12 protein-coding genes are annotated in these 17,678 nt (G+C 71.5%); 3 read left to right on the top strand and 9 right to left on the bottom strand.

Features of this window, described 5'->3' with window-relative positions:
* Positions 1-62: 62 nt before the first annotated feature.
* The 3 genes from DEI97_RS03975 (at position 63) to DEI97_RS03965 (ending at position 2,617) form a co-directional block, all read left to right on the top strand.
* Positions 63-512, top strand: a complete 450-nt coding sequence (locus DEI97_RS03975; RefSeq protein ID WP_111075823.1) for a MarR family winged helix-turn-helix transcriptional regulator — start codon at positions 63-65, stop codon at positions 510-512.
* A 166-nt stretch (positions 513-678) separates the two neighbouring features.
* Positions 679-828, top strand: a complete 150-nt coding sequence (locus tag DEI97_RS03970; RefSeq protein ID WP_181421545.1) for a hypothetical protein — start codon at positions 679-681, stop codon at positions 826-828.
* A 238-nt stretch (positions 829-1,066) separates the two neighbouring features.
* On the top strand, positions 1,067-2,617 hold the full coding sequence (locus DEI97_RS03965) for an AMP-binding protein (RefSeq protein WP_111075831.1): 1,551 nt from the start codon (positions 1,067-1,069) through the stop codon (positions 2,615-2,617).
* 148 nt (positions 2,618-2,765) lie between these two features.
* On the opposite strand, the gene DEI97_RS03960 is transcribed toward DEI97_RS03965, so the two are convergent.
* The 9 genes from DEI97_RS03960 to DEI97_RS03920 form a co-directional block, all read right to left on the bottom strand.
* Complete coding sequence (locus tag DEI97_RS03960) at positions 2,766-5,315, bottom strand: OpgC family protein (protein WP_146248217.1); 2,550 nt, start codon at positions 5,313-5,315, stop codon at positions 2,766-2,768.
* Positions 5,312-5,722, bottom strand: coding sequence for an ATP-binding protein (locus tag DEI97_RS03955; protein WP_111075821.1), 411 nt, complete (start codon positions 5,720-5,722; stop codon positions 5,312-5,314). The genes DEI97_RS03960 and DEI97_RS03955 overlap by 4 nt, the downstream gene beginning before the upstream one ends.
* Entirely contained in the window at positions 5,719-7,743 is a 2,025-nt protein-coding gene (locus DEI97_RS03950; protein ID WP_111075820.1) for a glycosyltransferase, read from the bottom strand. The genes DEI97_RS03955 and DEI97_RS03950 overlap by 4 nt, the downstream gene beginning before the upstream one ends.
* A 422-nt stretch (positions 7,744-8,165) precedes the next feature.
* Complete coding sequence (locus DEI97_RS03945) at positions 8,166-8,531, bottom strand: hypothetical protein (RefSeq protein WP_111075819.1); 366 nt, start codon at positions 8,529-8,531, stop codon at positions 8,166-8,168.
* A gap of 186 nt (positions 8,532-8,717) precedes the next feature.
* A complete protein-coding gene (locus DEI97_RS03940; protein WP_111075817.1) occupies positions 8,718-9,035 on the bottom strand; it encodes a hypothetical protein in 318 nt (105 codons plus the stop codon).
* On the bottom strand, positions 9,020-14,437 hold the full coding sequence (locus tag DEI97_RS03935; protein ID WP_111075816.1) for a DUF6531 domain-containing protein: 5,418 nt from the start codon (positions 14,435-14,437) through the stop codon (positions 9,020-9,022). Before DEI97_RS03935 ends, DEI97_RS03940 begins: the two co-directional genes overlap by 16 nt.
* Positions 14,438-14,615: 178 nt before the next feature.
* Positions 14,616-14,897: a pyrophosphorylase gene (locus DEI97_RS03930; protein WP_111075815.1), complete on the bottom strand. Its 282-nt coding sequence runs from the start codon at positions 14,895-14,897 to the stop codon at positions 14,616-14,618.
* A 204-nt stretch (positions 14,898-15,101) separates the two neighbouring features.
* Positions 15,102-16,943 carry a DEAD/DEAH box helicase gene (locus DEI97_RS03925; RefSeq protein ID WP_111075814.1) on the bottom strand — a complete coding sequence of 614 codons (1,842 nt, stop codon included), beginning with the start codon at positions 16,941-16,943 and terminating at the stop codon, positions 15,102-15,104.
* Positions 16,944-17,033: 90 nt separating this feature from the next.
* Positions 17,034-17,573 carry a MarR family transcriptional regulator gene (locus DEI97_RS03920; RefSeq protein ID WP_181439325.1) on the bottom strand — a complete coding sequence of 180 codons (540 nt, stop codon included), beginning with the start codon at positions 17,571-17,573 and terminating at the stop codon, positions 17,034-17,036.
* Positions 17,574-17,678: the final 105 nt, after the last annotated feature.

Genomic DNA, 17,678 nt, shown 5'->3' with positions numbered 1-17,678 from the left:
CCTTGCCGCGAGCATGCCGGTCCCCACTCCGGCATGCCGTGACGCACGGAGGAGGGCACCCGGTGAGCGACCTCGACGTGATGGGTGCCCTGACCCGTCTGGAGCAGGCCTCGACCGCGCTGCGCAACCGGCTGCGCGACCGGACCGGCGTCTCCGGCACCGACCTGTCGGTGCTGCAGTACGTGTGGCGTGCGAAGTCGGGCGAGCGCTCGGTCCGGGTGAAGGACCTGACGTCGCACCTCGGGCTGACCGGCCCCGCGGTGACGGGCATCATCGACCGGCTGGAGCGGCAGGGGATCCTGCAGCGCGTGCCGAACCCGGAGGACGGTCGGAGCCGGTTCATCGAGCTGACGCCCGGCCAGGAGCAGGTGTTCGCAGCGGCGCTGGACAGCACCAACGAGCAGTTGCACGAACTCCTGTCCTCCTTCTCGGAACGAGAGCGCCGACGCCTCGTCCGCATCGTCGACCGCATCGTCGTGGCGCTCGACGGCGGGGTGCCGCCCACGTCGTAAGGCAGGTTAGGGGCCTCTCGGTTCGTGGGCGAAGGAATTGTCCACGCAGCGCGGATGGGTAACTTCTCTACCTACTTGCGCGGGCGTGGCTCCGAACGCGGCCGTACCGTCGGAATCGACCGGGACTCCCCTCGCACGGGGGTCACCGCCGACGGGAAGGGACACCATGGGCCTGTACGAGACCGAACCGGGCGTCGATCCGGTGCGCATCACCACCATCCGCCGCCTGCGCCGTCGCTGGAAGCACGGCGAGCAGCCCACTGAGGACCAGGGACTGTTCGACGACCTCTTCGTGGCGACGACGAAGCAGCGCTGACACTGCACCTCGGACGCAGCTGCGTCCACACCGACGGGAGGCCCGTGGCGGGATCGCCACGGGCCTCCCGTCCGTCGTCGTGCCGAGACGCACCCGTGCCCGCCGAACGGGGGCTGCATGCGGACCGTCCGCGCTGGGTAGCGTCAGGAGGGCGGACGCACCCGACGACCGCGCGGGTGTCGTCCCACCAGCGACCCCACCGAGGGCGACGATGCCCGAACCGACGAAGAGGGGCACGATGTCCACCACCACCGGACTGGGAACACTGAACGTCGCCACGATCGTGGCCGAGGGCGCCCGACGGCACCGCATCAAGACCGCCGTCGTCACCGCGCTGCCCGACGGCGTCCACGAACTGACGTACGGCGACCTGTGGGAGCGGGTCCGTCAGACCGCCGGCGGCCTGCGCGCCCGCGGCGTCGAGCGCGGCGACCGGGTGGCGGTGATGCTGCCGAACGTGCCCGAGTTCCTGGTGGCGTACTTCGCCGTCCTCGCGATGGGCGCCGTCGTCGTGCCGATCCACCTGCTGTTCAAGCGCGAGGAGATCACCCACGTCCTCAGCAGCTCCGGCGCACGCGTGCTCATCGCCGCCGGGTCGGTGCTCGGCGAGGCCGGACCCGCCGCGGCCGACACCGGGGCGCTCGTCGTCGGCGTGGCTGCCGGCGAGGACGTCCTCTCGCTGACCGCGCTGGCGTCGGAGGGCGAGCCGCTCGACGCCGTCGTCGCGACGAACCCCCTCGACCCCGCCACCATCCTGTTCACCAGCGGCACGACCGGGCAGCCCAAGGGCGCGGTCGGGTCGCACTTCGCGCTCGTCGAGCAGGTCAACGTCTGCATCATCGACGTGTTCGACCTGCGCGAGGAGGACGTCGTGTTCGGCGGCCTGCCGCTGTTCCACACGTTCGGCCAGACCGTCGTGATGAACACGACGCTCCGCCGGGGCGCGACGATCGTGCTGCTCCCCCGCTTCGACGCGGCCACCGCGCTGCAGCTCTGCGCGGAGCAGCAGGTCACGGCGTTCCTCGGGGTCCCGACGATGTTCATCGCACTCCTCGGAGCGGCCGACCAGTACGACGCCCGACCGCGGTTCCGCTGGTGCGTCTCCGGCGGCGCCGCGCTGCCCGCCGCCGTGCTGGAGCGTTTCGAGTCGACCTTCCAGGCGCCGATCCAGGAGGGCTACGGCCTGACCGAGACCTCGCCCGTCGTCTCGGTGGTCCCCCGCGGCGTCCCGGGTCGCGCCGGCAGCGTCGGCCCTGCGGTCTGGGGCGTCGACGTCGTCGTGGCGGACGCCGAGGTCGAGGGGCGCATCGTGCCGCTGCCGGTCGGGGAGCCGGGCGAGATCGTCGTCCGTGGGCACAACCTGTTCCTCGGCTACCTCGACGACCCGGAGTCGACGGCGACCGCGATGGCCGACGGGTACCTCCGCACCGGCGACATCGGCGTGCTCAGCGAGGACGGGTACGTCAGCATCGTCGACCGCAAGAAGGACCTGATCCTGCGGAACGGCTACAACGTCTACCCGTCCGAGGTCGAGGCGGTGCTGCACCGGCACGAGGACGTCGCCTCGGCCGCGGTGTTCGGCGTCGACCACCCGGTGCACGGGCAGGAGGTGCACGCGGCCGTCGTCCTCCGCGACGGCGCCACCGGATCCGACGGGGTCGACGCATTCGTCCGCGAGCGGATCGCCTCGTTCAAGTACCCGCGGGTGTACCACGTGGTCGAGGCACTGCCGCTCGGGCCGAGCGGGAAGGTGCTGCGGCGGGAGCTGACGCGGCAGTACGGCGGCTGAGCGCCGGGCCCGGCGCAGGACCGGACCACACGACGGACGGGAGGCTCGTCACCAGCTGGTGACGAGCCTCCCGTCCGTGTCGGGGCCGGGCTGGTGCCGGACTGCTACCGGTCGTCAGCTGCTGGCGGTCGCCAGCCGCTGCCGGGTGTCAGCGCGGGATGACGGAGAACAGGAACTTCCGCCGGATCATGTACCAGCTGAGCAGGATCAGCGCGGTGTGCACGGCGGTGCCGATCCAGACGTTGCCGTAGTCGAGGGGCAGCGACGCGATCACGAGCGCGAAGAAGACCTGCCAGACGAACACGTAGAGGCTGGCCTGGCCGAGCGGGATCCACAGCCACCCGATGACGGCGTTCACGGGCTTCCAGAACACGGTGAGGATCGCGTACGACACGATCGCGAAGAACGCGATGTCGATCAGACGGCCCCACTGCAGGTCCACCCGCTGGTACGCGGTGTTGTAGAGGTCCTGGTACATCGTCGCCGGGAACGGCGTCGGCGTGAAGTCGAAGCGGTCGCCGGCCCAGACGTAGACCAGGAAGGCTGCGTACCCGCAGATCAGCACGCCGATCAGGACCTTGCCGAGCCGGCCGGTCAGCGCCCGGGTGATCTGGCGTCGGTAGTACCCGAGGACCAGTCCATGCGTGAAGACCACCTGCCAGGTCAGCAGCGGGAACACCGCGTCGAACTGCGAGTTCAGCGGTTTGAAGTCGGGGTTCACCGCCTGGAAGACGTAGAGCGCCCAGCTGACGACGAGCAGCGCCCACCAGTAGCCGCGTCGGATCACCCACATGAACACCGGGATGAACAGGCTGAGCACCACGAACAGGCCCATGATGTTGAACGGCCAGGGGCCCATCTCGAGCAGCAGGAACTGCCGGATCGCGTACCAGGGCGGCGGGTACGCCAACAGCTGCATCGCGTTCGGGTACAGGTCGTAGACGCGACCCTCGGCCTGCACGCCGTCGAGACCCGTGCCCCGGTCGGTGAAGGTCGTGATCGCGTCCGTGTTCAACAGCGGGACGAAGCTCAGCGCGAAGACGATGAGGATCACCGCGAGCGTGACGAGGTACTGCTTCCGGGCACGCTTCCACGCCCCGATCGCGGACGCCCACTCGCCGAACCGGGCGATGCCGAGCGGGTAGACCATGCCGAGCACCATGCCGGAGAGGAACACGAACATCTCGGCACCGGTGATCGCGCCGACCGCGTGCAGCGTCAGGTACGAGTACGGGCCGGAGACCTCGATGTGGGTGATCACCACGGCGAGGATGATGAACCCGCGGAACAGGTCGAGTCGCAGATCGCGCCCCGGCTTGCCGTCGTCCGGGTAGCGCCAGCTGGGCACGAGCCGTCCGACCAGCCCGCTGACCACGAACACGAGCGCCAGGCCCGCCGCCAGCCAGACGATCCACGCCATCTGGTCGCCACCGGTGTCGAGCTGCTGGTTCGTCGCGGCGGCCCCCTGCTGCGGGGTGACCCGGTCGGTGACCGGCCCGAACACGAACTGGTCGGCGTCCTGCAGGTCCGTGCGGAACGACCCGGCGATCCCCGGAGCCTTCGCGAAACGCCAGTCGGCCACGCGGTTGCCGGCCTCGGGTTCCCGACGGTTCGCCTCGATGTACGTCACCCCGCGGATCTCGGGGGTCTCCCGCACCTCGGCGAACACCTGCCGCCACCAGCTCTGCTTCACCTGCAGCTCGCCGGCACCACCGAGGGAGTGGTCGTAGAGCGCGCCCGTGTCGAGCAGCATCGGGCGGTCGCGGTCGACGGCGAACCGGTCGACGAAGGACCGGGGCTGCTGCTGGTCGTAGCCCCAGCGTTCGGCGAAGCGCTGTGCGACCTCGTCCGACGCCGGCACGTCGTTGCGCGTCAGCGGGACGTCACGGCCGGCTGCCTCGGTCGCCTTGCCCTTGCCGAAGAAGAAGATCGACAGGCCGACCCAGTCGACGGACGACGCCCCGGGCCAGTACGGCTCGTAGGGGTCGTCGGCGGCGGTCAGCCGGCCGTCGCCGTTGGTGTCGAGCTTCTCGGTGTCGGTCGCCGACAGGTCCGCCAGACGGCCCGCGGACGAACCGAACGGGTAGCCGGCGCCGTAGGAAGGCGACCACACCATGCGGGCATCCGAGTCCCCGGCGTGCACCTGCTTCGCGACCGTCCGGAAGGCCCGCACGAACTGCGTCGGCTGCTGCCCCCAGCGCACCCACGTGCCGTTCATCTGCGGGGCGAAGCGGACCAGGAGCTGGGTGTCGTACTGCCGGTGGGCCCGCTCGAACAGGGTGTTCGCGTGACGGGCATCGGCCGTCGTCAGGGACCCGAGGGACTCGTCGGGCACCAGGCTGACGACCAGCACGGCACCCTGTGCGGCGGCGGCCCGGGTGGAGCGGAGGAACTGCTGCTCGGCCCGCCCGTCGACGGGGTAGGCGATCTCGACGCCGTACATCGAGGGGGTCGCACCGAGGCGGCCCTCGTAGCCGTCCGGAGCGTCGGAGCCCCAGTCGAGGTCGGGGCCGAACCAGGTCCGGCCGGTCGGCGGGTCGACGGCGCCGGTCGGAGCCGTGCTCGGGGCCTTGGTCGGAGTGCTCGTCGCGGCGGCCGTCGGGGTGCTCGTCGCGGCGTTCGCCGGCAGGGCTCCGCCGAGCAGGAGCACGCCGATGACCATGAGGAAGGCGACGACCCGCGCCCCGAGCTGCCTCACCGGTCGCACACCAGCACCCAGACGTTCCGCCCACCCTCGTGGTGGTGTTCAAGGCGGTCGAGCGCCGCGATCGCCAGGGCCAGGCCGCGCCCGCCCTCGTCCTCCGGGTCGGCCATCGTCACGGCGCTGAGGTCGATGTCCACGGGCATGCCGTTGTCCGACAGCACCGCGACGAGCTCGGTGTCGTGGGCGGTCAGGTCGAGGACGAACCGACGCCCCTCGTGCGGGTCCGACCGGCGGGTGTGCTCGATGACGTTCGCGGCGACCTCCACCAGGGCGGTCTCCAGTCGGAACCGCAAGGTCGGGTCGTCGATCCCCTGGCCGTCCCACCACGCGGCGAAGGTGTCCTGCACGGTGTCGAGCGACGCCGGGACCGCGGGGACGTCGATGCTCGCGTGCGTGCTCACAGAGGTCCTCCGACCGTCGTGGACTCGTGTTCCAGGGCCACCGGGGCGTCAGGGCCCTTGTAGCGGACCGCCCGGATCACGATGCTGAAGATGAAGAGGTCGAAGACGACCCACGCGGTGTTCACCAGTGGCGCGATCCCCTCCGCCTGACCGGTCAGGTACCGGATGCCGATCATCACCAGAGCCGCGGCGAGCGCCGCCATCGCGATGAGCTGCGGCTTCACGAGGTCCCAGCGCGGTTTGGCGGCACTGGCGTCGCGGACCTTCGGCGTCACGCGGAAGCCGAGCGGCCGGCCGCGGAAGACGTTCTCGAACGCGCTGGTGACCGACTCGATCCACACCGGGAAGAGCGCCAGCGAGTACTGCTGCCCGCGCCACGTCGGTCTGCCCGCGGCGACCACCCAGAACAGCAGCTGGTTGAGCACCAGGAACGGGATGAGCCGGGCGAAGAAGTCGGTGCTGTAGGCCTGGACCGGCACGACGCCGAACGACAGGCAGAGCACCGGGGCGGCGATGTACACCACGGCGGCGAAGCCGGACAGGTAGCTCCACATCGTCGAGAAGTACATCAGTCGCTGCCCGAACGACAGGCCCTTCTGCACCAGGGGGTTCTCGCGGAAGAAGACCTGCATGGTGCCCTGTGCCCAGCGGAGCCGCTGCACGAGCATCGTCTCGAGGTCCTCCGGCGCGAGCCCCTTCGCCAGGATCTCGTCGTGGTAGGCCGAGCGCCAGCCGAGGCCGTGCAGACGCATCGCGGTCGCCATGTCCTCGGTCACCGAGATCGTGGCCAGGGGCATGATCGCCTGCGCCTCGTCGTCGCGGTTCACGTCGAGCGCCCGGGCGAGCACCGCGATCGACTCGATCGCGGCCACCGGCGACGCACCCCGCTGCCCGAGGACGTCGAGGGCGGCGTCGTCGAGGCCGGCGAACGTGTTCGCGTCGGTCGACATCGCCGCGAGCTCCTGGAGGTCCGCGCGGACCGACTCGAGGTCGGCGGCGGCGAACCGGAACGCGATCGCGTCGATACCACGCTGGAAGCGGTAGGTCACGTCACCGAGCGGCTCGCCGGACGCGATCTCGTCCCGTGCCCGGTCGACGACCGCTTCGGCGTCGTCGAGGGCGACCAGGACCCGCTCGTCCGTCTCGGTCTCGCGTGCCCGGCCCAGGAGCTTCTTCGCGGTCTTGATGGTGCGCTGGACGCTCGTCTCGACTTCCCGCACGTAGCGCGTGATGCCGAGCTGCATCAGCGCCTCGCGCCGGAGGATCGCGTTCGAGCCGCAGAAGAACGCGGCGTTCCAGCCGTCCTTCGACTGCTGGATCGGTCCGTAGAACAGCGGCGCCTGGCTGCCGAGCGGGTCCGAGTCGGGCACGTTCTCGAACCACTGCGGGGTCTGCACGAGCGCCATCCGCTCGTCCTTGAAGTAGCCGAGGGTGCGGTCGAGGATCGAGGGTTCCGGCACTTGGTCGGCGTCGAGGATGAGCAGGAACTCCCCCTGCGTGGCGAGCAGGGCGTTGTTGAGGTTACCGGCCTTGGCGTGCCGCGGACGGTCCACCCAGTCCTTGCCGCGGGTGATCACGCCGAGCCCCGCGGCCTCGGCGGCCGCACGCATCTCGGGGCGGTTGCCGTCGTCGAGCACCCAGGTCGTGTGCGGGTGCGTGATCGCCTTCGCCGCGAGGGCGGTGCGCATCACCAGGTCGATCGGTTCGTTGTACGTGGTGATGAAGACGTCGACCGTGACGTCGGTGCTCGGCTTCGTCGGTGGTTCGCCGCGCTCGCGGAGCCTCCACGCCCCGAACGCGAAGAGCACCGAGTCGATCACGCTGTACGTCTCGGCGAGGATCAGTGGCACGGCGATCCACCACGAGTGCCAGTTCACCGAGGCGATCCAGCGCCAGCCGATGTAGTTCAGGCCGGACACCGCCGCGAGCACGGCGACGGTCCGGACGGCCAGGAGTCGGCGGCGGGGCGTGCCGACGGTCAGTCGACGACGGTCGCGTCGACCGACGTCCAGCGCCGTCATCGGCGCACCCCTGCTGACCCGTCGCTGCGGTGCACGGCGTCCCTCCTGATCCCCGAAGTCCCGCGCACGCGGTTGCCGCGCACGGGTGTCCCATCCGGTGCCGTCGGCGGATCCAGGGTCCACGGGCGGCGCCGTCCGCTCGGCGTCGTTCGGGTCGACTCCGGCGTGCTGTCTTGTCTACCGCAGCGGGGCGACACCTGTCAGCAGGATGCCCCGATCTGGGGACGCCGGAGGTGCTGCTCGACGCTGTGCAGGACGGCGGTCAGAACGGCAGGTGCCGGAGCCACCAGGCCTGCGAGCGGATCCGCGCGACCAGCTCGGTGAGGCCGCACCGGTGTCCGCGGTGCGCGCGGTGCAGCTGCTGGGACCGGCACTGGTCTCGTTCCGACAGCGGGTCCACACGCTCCCGCGCTGACCTCATGTCAGACGCGGAGGCGTTCCACCGTCCACCGCAGGTGCGCACCGAAGACCGATCCCGCCAGACTGCACATCGCGAAGGGCAGGAGGGCCGCATCCCACCCGTCGAGGACACGGCTGAAGAGGAACATCGCGCCGAAGATCCCGACGACGAGGAGCGACGACGCCGTCACGGGTCGGAGCAGCGCGAAGACGCTCCCTGCCCAGACGAGTCCGGCGACGGAACCCACCGTCAGGTACGGAACGAGAACGCCGGCGTGTTCCCCGGCTATGCCGATCGGGACGCCGATCGCCACGACCAGCAGACACGCCGCCGCGATCAGGTTCACCGGATGCTGTCGCTGTCCGAGCCAGCGCCTGGCCTTCGTCATCCTGCGTGGTACCCGTTGTTCTCGAGCGTGTGGTGCACGGTGTCGAAGCCCGTGACGCCGCCGAACAGTCCGAGGTCCGTACCCTCCGAGGGCGAGGGCGACCGGCGCAGCACGACGACCGGCGGAGAACCGGCCGAGGCGAGGTGAACGGTGTGCTGGCGTCGTCCGCGCCGTCGGTCCACACCGTCAGGCAAGGTGCTTGGCACGCTTCCGCACGGCGTCGACCAGTTCGACGTACTCCGCCGACCGCACACGGTCCGGCTGACCGGCGTCGTCGACGAGGTAGCGGTCCGCGAGCGAGCCCGGCGACACCCGGAGTGTGGCGACCACGTCCTCGGCGATGGCGCGACGGTCGTCGGGCGACGGCTCGGCCCGCAGGCTCGCGGCGTGCTGCCGGTACAGGTCCGCGAACGCCGGTTCCCCGACCCCGTCGACGAGCACAGCGAACCGCTCGAGCAGGGCCGCGAGCTCGATCTCACGCCTCCTGCTCACGGGAGCGGCCACTGGTCGACGATCGTCCCGTGGTTCCAGGACTGCGGGATGTGCACCTGCTCGGTACCACCGCGGTACACGTGTCCGTCGAGTCCGGTCTGCGGCGCGACCTGACCGCGGTACATCGGGGTGCCCGTGTCGAAGCGCGCCGAGTAGCCGCTGGACAGGGGGCTCGATCCCGTGATCGCCCCGGTCCGCTTGTCGTACCAGTCCGGCAGGATCGCCTTGTCCTCGCGTGCCTGGGCGACACTCGTCGGCTTGTCGTGTGACCAGAAGCCACCGAACTCCGAGCGCGGTCCGGTGTCACCGGCACGACTGAGGACCATCTCCTCGTGGGAGTACCCGGACCGGTAGATCCCGTACTTGAACGTCGACGCCACCTCGTGGTTGAGCCAGCGTGGCTGGGCGCCGGTGATCCCGGCCGTCGCACCACCGACGACGACACCTTCCGCTCCGGCCTGCGCGTAGCCGGCGACGGTGTGCGGGCCTGGCCCGGCGGCGTAGGCAGCGACGTTCCCGGCGCCACCTTCGATGGCCCCGCTCCCCGCTGCGGCTGCTGCTCGTGCCGCGATGCTCGATCCGGCACGGGCCGCGAAGACCGCTCCGGTCCCTGCGCCGAGCGCGCCGGTGCCGGCGCCGATCGCCGCGTCCACGCCGACCTTGCCCCAGTCGACCGAGCCGTTCGACGCCTTCTGGGACGCCACGGAGATGCCACCGCTCACGAGCGCACCGGAGGCGGCCATGAGCGCGAGCCCTGCCGGACCGCCGACCCCGGTGAACATGAGTGCCACGCCGGCCACGACCGCCGCCCCAGCGACGACGTACTCCCAGTGACTGCCGTGCTCGTCCTGGTACGCCTGCAGGTCGGCGTCCGTCGCCGGTCGGAGCCCGAGCGGGTCGACAGCGTGCAGCGGGTCGTTCCCCGCGTAGGCGTAGGGGTTGCCGGACCAGGCGGTACCGATGACCGGCGGCAACGGGTCGACCGACAGGAACCCACGGGCCGACGGGTCGTACACGCGGGCACCGAGCCACTCGAGCCCCGCGACGGCGAGCCCGCCGGTGGCGGTCAGGTCGATCCCGGCCGGGAGGCCCGTGGCCGCGTCGAGCGCGCTCCACGGGTCCGCCGTGTCGGTGGCGCGGGCAGCTCGCCACGTCGGCCGGGCCCAGTCGTCGCCGACGGCGGTGATCCCGCCCGGCAGGCCGAGGACGTGCACGCTCCCGATCGACAGCAGCGACGGGGTCGGGGACGCGGTGTCCCACCACGTCTCGGCGCCGTCGACCTCGAGCGGTTCGCCGAGCACGTCGACGCGGAGGCGGTGCGCGCCTGTCTCGGTGTACGCGGCGTCGCGGTCGACGACCGCGCTCAGGTGTCCGAGGTCGTCCCACGCGTACTCGGTGGTCGTGCCGTCCGCGGCGGTCCGGCGGACGCGGCGACCGAGCCCGTCGGAGACGTACTCGACGCGTTCGCCCGTCGCGTCGTCGGTGCTCGCGAGGAGCGTGCCGGCAGCGTCGTGCTCGTGCCGGCGCCCGGTGTCACCGACGTGCTCGGCGACGAGGCGACCGGCGGCGTCGTACGCCCACGTGGAGGACGACCCGTCCGGGTGTCCGGCACGGACGAGCTGACCGGCCTCGTCGTGCTCGTAGGTGGTGGTCGCCCCTCCCTGCACGACGGCGCGGATGCGGTCCTCGGCGTCGTGCTCGATCCGGGTGGTGTCGGCGCCGTCGGTGGTCGTGGTGGTGTGGGCGACCAGACGGCCGTTCTCCCAGCTCCAGGCGTGCACGACGTCGCCGGCCGCGGCCTGGACGGGGCGTCCGGCCGGGTCGAGGACGAACGAGACGACCGGCAGGCCCACCCGCTCCACGGCGACGAGCCGACCGGCAGCGTCGCGACGGTAGTTGGTGCGGGTGCCGTCGGGCTCGGTCCGGGCGGTGCGGTTGCCGTCGGCGTCGTACTCCCACGTGACGGACCGGTCCCCGCGGCTGCGGCGGACGAGCAGTCCGCGGCCGTCGTGCTGGAGTTCGTGGTCGAACGCGCGGCCGTCGCCACCGCTGTGGTCGGTGACCACGACGGTGCGGGCGGCGCGGTCGAAGCGGACCTCGGACACGGTCCGTCCGTCGACCGCGACGGTGTGCTGTCGCCCGGATGCGTCGAACGACCAGGTGGTGGTGTGCCCGTCGGGGTCGGTCTGCCCGGTCTGGCGGCCCGCGGCGTCGTACGTCGCCGAGGTCGCACGACCGAGCGGATCGGTCACGACGACGACACGGTCAGCACCGTCGTAGTGGTAGGTCGTCACGCCGCCGAGCGGGTCGGTGACGCTCGTCACCCGGCCGCGGAGGTCGTGCGTGAACCGGGTCACGCCGCCGAGTCCGTTGACGGCCTCGACGAGCTGCCCGGCCGCGTCGTAGCGGAACCGCCGCTGTCCGAAGCGGACGTCCTGGGCGCTGACGAGTCGGCCGGCGGCGTCCCAGCGGTAGCGGGCCGTGCCGGCACCGGGGGTGCTCCGCGTGGTCACCCGTCCGACGGCGTCGTACGCGGTGCGCTCGACGTCACCGGTCGGCAGGGTCCGGGTGACGATGCGGCCGTCGGCGTCGTACCCGAGCTCCGTCCGCGCGCCGAGGGGGTCCGTGCTGGCGGACGGGCGTCCGCAGACGTCGTACTCGTAGGTCGTCCGGGCGCCGGACGGGCTGACGACGGCGAGGACACGGCCGGCGAGGTCCCGCTCGAAACGGGTCAGACCGCCCTCGCCGTCGACCAGCTCCACGGGTCGGCCGCAGCGGTCGTAGGTGATGAGTTCGGCCTGGCCGTCGTCACGGGTGGACTCGATCGGCCGGCCGTACTCGTCGTGGCGGACGATCGTGGTGCCGAAGGCGTCCCGGAGCGTCGCGACGCCCGTCGTCACGTCGGTGTCGCCCTCGACCCGGACACCGGTCGGGTCGGTGACCCCGGTGAGCGCACCGTTCCGGTCGTGGTCGCGTCGCCAGACGTTGCCCTCGGGGTCGACGGTCTCGCGCAGCCGGGACAGCGGGTCGTGCACGAAGCTCCAGCGACCGCCGTCGGGCAGGTCGAGCGCGGCGACGTTGCCGAGGTCGTCGAACGTGCGGGTGACGGTGCGTCCGAGCGGGTCGGTGGTGCGCTCGGCTTCCCCGTTCGCCCCGTAGCCGTAGGCCGTGCGGGCGCCGGTGGGGTCGGTCACGGCGACGATCCGGGAGCCCTCGTGTTCGAAGGTCCACTCGGCGCCGTCCGCGTCGCGTCGGGAGGTCAGGCGGCCGGCGGCGTCGTACCGGTACTCGGTGCGGGCTCCGGAGGGGGCGGTCACCGCGGTCGGTCGTCCGGCGGCGTCCCGCTCGACGCGCAGTACGTCGCCGAGGGCGTTCCGGGTCGCCACGAGTTCGCCGTGTTCGTCGTGCTCGAGCTCGACGGTGACGCCGGTGGGGTCGACCGCGCGTCGGAGCAGTCCGCGTTCCCAGGTGAGTTCGCTTCGCCCGCCCTCCGGGTCGACGACGACGGACGGGTCACGCTCGTCGCCGGTGTACTCGTAGGTCACGACGGAGCCGGTCTCCGTGACGACGGTGGTCACGCGGTCCTGGTCGTCGTACCCGTAGGTGATGTCCGCACCCGATGGCGTGACCGTCCGGGTCCGCCGGCCGCGGTCGTCGACGGCGTGCACGGTGACCGAACCGTCGCGGTCGGTGACCGAGACGAGGCGACCACGGGCGTCGTAGTGCATCGACTGTCGTGCGTCATCCGTGTCGACGACGCCGACGAGCCGGCCCTTCGCGTCCGCGATCCACGTGTTCGACCGGGAGCCGTCCGGGTCCGAGACCACGGTGACGCGGCCGGGCAGGTAGGCGAACCGGACGGTGCGGCCGTGCGGGGTGACCTGCTCGACGACGCGACGGTCGCCGTCGTAGGTGTTGCGGGCCTCCACGACGCCGTGCTCGTCGACCACCGCGACGACCAGGCCGTCGTCGTCCCACTCGTACGAGCGGGTGCCCGTCGGACCGTGCACGCGGGTGAGCTGTCCGGCGTCGTCGTACTCGTACTCGTACTCGACGCGACGGCCGTCCGAGCCGCGCGCCACGACGACCCGGCCGTCGAGCGTCTCGACGTCGATCCAGCGACCTCGCTCGTGCGCCAGCCGCGACACGGTCCCGTCGGCGCTCCGCTCGACCCGGACCGTCGTGCCCGGGCCGGTGCCGGCTGCCAGCCAGGTACCGGACGGCGTGAACGCCCACCAGCCGCCGTCGGAGTCGCGGACGACGAGGCGTTCGCCCTCCTGCGCGAGTCGGGCGTACTCGCCGACGGCCTGGTCCCAGCCGTCGCCGTTCCGCGGGAACCGGAGCACGCGGCCGTCCGCCTGCGTCAGGGTCGCGCCCTCGTCGTCGACGGCCAGCGCGGTCTCGAGCACGGACGCCCAGCCGCGCCCGAACACGCCCACGCGGTCGTCGAGCGAGTTGTACATGCGGGTGAGTCGGAGCTGCTCGGACGCCCCGGTGAACCCGAGGTCGAGTTCCGACTCGAGGAAGTTGCCGGTCGCGGTGTTCACCGGGTCGAGCGAGTAGCCGGTCGTCGGCGGGGCGCCGAAGGCCTGCGGCGGCTCGATCGTCAGCCCGGACCGATCGGCCGAGACCCCGGCACCCTGCAGCGCGGCGGCGAGGGCGACGTCGGACACCGTGGACACCGTTCCGCTGCCACCGGCGGCCTCGAACGCGGCGGCGACGGTGTTCGCCCACGTGACGTCGGCGTCGTTCGCGGTCAGCCAGCCGTCGATCGCGCTGGCGACGCCGTGCGCGCTGATGGAGCCCCACTTGCAGCGGGACGCGAAGTCGTCGAGCTTGCCGCGGAGCGCCGAACCACGTCCGGTCAGCTGCCCGTTCAGGTCCCCGGACCCGGTGGCGAATGACCGGAGGTCGTCGGGACGGGCCGACGACGTCCCACCGCCCCCGCCGCCACCGGAGCCCGGCGTCGGCGTCTGCCGCGTGCCCGCGGGCGGCGTGCTGGACTGGAACACCGGCTCCGGTTCGGGCGCTTCCGACGGCGGCTTGTCCTCGCCGAACAGCCAGTCGTGACCGACCTCGAGCAAGTTGCGGTCGTCGTGCTCCTTCTGCCAGTCGCGGGCGCGCTTGCGACGCGCGTTCTCCTGCTCGGCAGCGGTCTTGAGGATCCGGACCCATCCCGCGACCTCGCGGAGGGTCCCGGTCAGCCGGGTGGCGTCGGTCGCGGCGGTCGTCGCGTTCTGGCCGAAGAGGTCGGCGAAGTGACCGCGGAAGTCCGTGGCGGCGGTCGTGACGTAGGACGCTCGACTGGCGGACTGCCCCTCGATCGTGTCCGCCGTCGACGTCAGCTCGGCGACGAGCGCGTCGGCCGTCGCGTTGTCGAACTCGAGTGGTGCTGCCCCGTGCAAGTCGCTCATGTCCCGTCCCCCGGTCGTCGTCCTGGTCGTGCTGGTCGTACTTGTCGTACTTGTCGTACTTGTCGTACTTGTCGTACTTGTCGTGCTGGTCGTCCCGGGAGCTCAGCCCGCCCCCACAGACGACAGCGGCCCGGTCCGTCGAACTGGTCGACGGCCCGGGCGCTGCGTGAACGGCTGCTTACGCGCCGCCACCCGCGGTGAAGATGTCCTGCGAGATCTTGTCGAGCTGCGTGCGGAGCTGCTCGAGTTCGGTCTTCGCCTTGTCCAGCGCAGCCTTCGTCTCGGGCCAGGTCGACCCACGGAAGTTCGACGCCAGCGGGCCGTCCCACACGTTCGAGTCGGACAGCACGCGCCCCTGGGCGTCGAGCTGCGAGATCTGGTCCGTGAAGCCACCGTTCACGATGGACTGGATCTGGCGGATGGCGGTCTTCGCCTGTTCGGTCGAAAGCACACGCGACATGGTGAACCCCTCTTCTTCTCTTCGTACCTGCACCCCCGCGCAGAAGATCCCCCGGAGGCTCTGACGTCGTCAACCATACCGGGTCACCGGGCCGACGGGCCAGGTTCTCCACAGACATGACAGGAGGCCCGACACCAGCTGGTGTCGGGCCTCCTGTCAGACCGGTTCGCGCGTCACCACGCGACCGGCTCGGACGTCACTGCGTCAGTCGCGCGTGTGGCGCGGCTTGCGGTCGTCGCCGTAGCCACCGCGGTCGTCACGCGAGCCGCGGTCGTCGCGGTCGCCGTAGCGGGCGCCGTCACGACGGGTGCCGCTCTCGCGACGCACACCGCCCCGGCTGTCCGGACGGATCTCGATGAGCTTGCCGCTGATGCGGGTGTCGCGCAGACGGTCGAGGACGCCGGAGTCCATGTCGGCCGGCAGCTCCACGACGGAGAAGTCCGGACGGATCTGGATCGCGCCGAAGTCGTCGCGGCGCAGGCCGCCCTCGTTGGCGAGTGCACCGACGATCTGGCGCGGCTCGACGCGGTGGCGACGGCCGACCTCGATGCGGTACGCGGTCATCGGCACCGAGCGACGGCGGCGGTCGCCACCACCGCTGTCGCCGTCACGGTCACGATCACGGGCCGGACGGTCGTCGCGGCTGCGACGCTCGTCGCGCTCGATCTGCTGGCGCGCGCGGTCGTCCGCGGGGTCGAGGAGCAGCGGGGTGTCCCCCTGCGCCACGACGGCCAGGGCTGCGGCGACGTCGGACTCCGGCACGTCGTGGTGCTCGACGTAGTGGGCGATGATGTCGCGGAACGCGCTGACGCGGGACTCCTGCCCGAGGGCGGCGGTGATCGCGTCGTCGAAGCGGGTCAGGCGGGTCGAGTTGACGTCCTCGACGCTCGGCAGCTGCATCTGGGTGAGCGGCTGACGGGTGGCCTTCTCGATCGCGGTGAGCAGGCGACGCTCACGCGGGGTGACGAAGCTGATCGCGGCACCCGACCGGCCGGCACGACCGGTGCGGCCGATGCGGTGCACGTACGACTCGGTGTCGATCGGGATGTCGAAGTTCACCACGTGGGTGATGCGGTCGACGTCGAGCCCGCGGGCGGCGACGTCGGTGGCGACCAGGATGTCGAGCTTGCCGGACTTCAGCTGGTTGACGGTCCGCTCACGCTGGGCCTGGGCGACGTCACCGCTGATGGCGGCGGCGGCGTACCCGCGGGCGCGGAGCTTCTCGGCCAGGGTCTCGGTCTCGCTCTTCGTGCGGACGAAGACGATCATGCCCTCGAAGTCCTCGACCTCGAGGATGCGGGTCAGGGCGTCGACCTTCTGCGGGTACGACACGACCAGGTAGCGCTGCGTCGTGTTCGCCGAGGTGGTGGTCTTCGCCTTGACCGTGATCTCGGCCGGGTCGTTGAGGTACTGCTTCGAGATGCGACGGATCTGCGCGGGCATCGTCGCGGAGAAGAGCGCGACCTGCTTCGTGTCCGGCGTCTCGGCGAGGATCGTCTCGACGTCCTCGGCGAAGCCCATCTTGAGCATCTCGTCGGCCTCGTCGAGCACCAGGTACTTCAGCTCGGACAGGTCGAGGGTGCCCTTGGCGATGTGGTCCATGATGCGACCGGGCGTGCCCACGACGACGTCGACGCCGCGACGGAGGGCGGACAGCTGCACGCCGTACGCCTGGCCGCCGTAGACCGGCAGGACGTGGACGTGCTTCATGTGGGCGGCGTACTGCTCGAACGCCTCGCAGACCTGGAGCGCGAGCTCACGGGTCGGGGACAGGACGAGTGCCTGCGGCAGCTTCGAGCCGGCTTCCATGCGGGACAGCACGGGCAGCGCGAACGCGGCGGTCTTGCCGGTACCCGTCTGGGCGAGGCCGACGACGTCGCGGCCCTCGAGCAGGATCGGGATGGTGGCGGCCTGGATCGCGGAGGGGGTCTCGTACCCGATGTCCTTGACGGCCTTGAGGACGGGGTCGCTGAGCCCGAGGTCGGCGAAGGTGATCACGGGCTCCTCGTCGACGGCTTCGGCGGGGGTGGTGTTCTCGGTGCTCATGGGGAGAACGGTATCCCGTTTTCGGGCTGGACCCCAGACGGACGGGAGGCGCGTGGCGGCGTCACCACGTGCCTCCCGTCCGTCACCGGGTCAGGTCGGGACCCCTCCACCCGCTCCGGCGTCCTCGCCGCCGGCGCCGAGCACCTCCGCCGCACGGTCGTTGAACCGGGCCAGGAGCCGGGCGAGGTCGCGCAGTTCCTGCCCGTCGAACACGCTCGTGACGTCGTCGAACACCGCGTCCCCCTGCGCGTCGAGGCCGTCCAACAGGGCACGTCCGGCGGGGGCCAGTGCGAGCAGGGCCGCGCGACCGTCGTCCGGGTCCGGGGTGGTGCGGACGTAGCCGGCGTCGACGAGCCCCGCGATCCGCCGGCTGACCACCGGGCGCGACAGGCCGGTGCGCTCGGCGACGGCGGTCGAGCGGACCGCACCCAGGCGCTCGACGGCCCGCAGGATCACCCGGGCGGTCGGGTCGAGGCCGCCGGACTGCTCGATGAGCACCGTGCGCAGCGTCTGGCGCACCCAGAGCCGGTCGAGCTGCCGACGGAGCAGCCGCTCGGCCTCGGGTCGGTCGTCGTCCGGGCGGTCGTCGTCCGGGCGGTCGTCGTCGTCGGGGCGCTGGTCCTCGGGCACGGCGCCATCGTACGACGCGCCAACTAGTTGCTTGCAGAACGCAATGGATGTAAAGTTGCGGAGCCTGCAAGGTTTCAGGTTGCGCAGCGGCCCCTCGGTGGCCCC

The sequence above is a fragment of the Curtobacterium sp. MCLR17_032 genome (genome assembly GCF_003234795.2).
Taxonomy (GTDB): Bacteria; Actinomycetota; Actinomycetes; order Actinomycetales; family Microbacteriaceae; genus Curtobacterium.
Note: the sequence above shows the minus strand (reverse complement) of the source record. Positions and strands in the feature narration are given on the sequence as shown.

Coding starts and splice junctions, on each gene's coding strand:
- DEI97_RS03970 (WP_181421545.1), top strand. CDS start 679: ATGGGCCTGTACGAGACCGAACCGGGCGTCGATCCGGTGCGCATCACC.
- DEI97_RS03965 (WP_111075831.1), top strand. CDS start 1,067: ATGTCCACCACCACCGGACTGGGAACACTGAACGTCGCCACGATCGTG.
- DEI97_RS03950 (WP_111075820.1), bottom strand. CDS start 7,743: ATGACGGCGCTGGACGTCGGTCGACGCGACCGTCGTCGACTGACCGTC.
- DEI97_RS03945 (WP_111075819.1), bottom strand. CDS start 8,531: ATGACGAAGGCCAGGCGCTGGCTCGGACAGCGACAGCATCCGGTGAAC.
- DEI97_RS03935 (WP_111075816.1), bottom strand. CDS start 14,437: ATGAGCGACTTGCACGGGGCAGCACCACTCGAGTTCGACAACGCGACG.
- DEI97_RS03930 (WP_111075815.1), bottom strand. CDS start 14,897: ATGTCGCGTGTGCTTTCGACCGAACAGGCGAAGACCGCCATCCGCCAG.
- DEI97_RS03925 (WP_111075814.1), bottom strand. CDS start 16,943: ATGAGCACCGAGAACACCACCCCCGCCGAAGCCGTCGACGAGGAGCCC.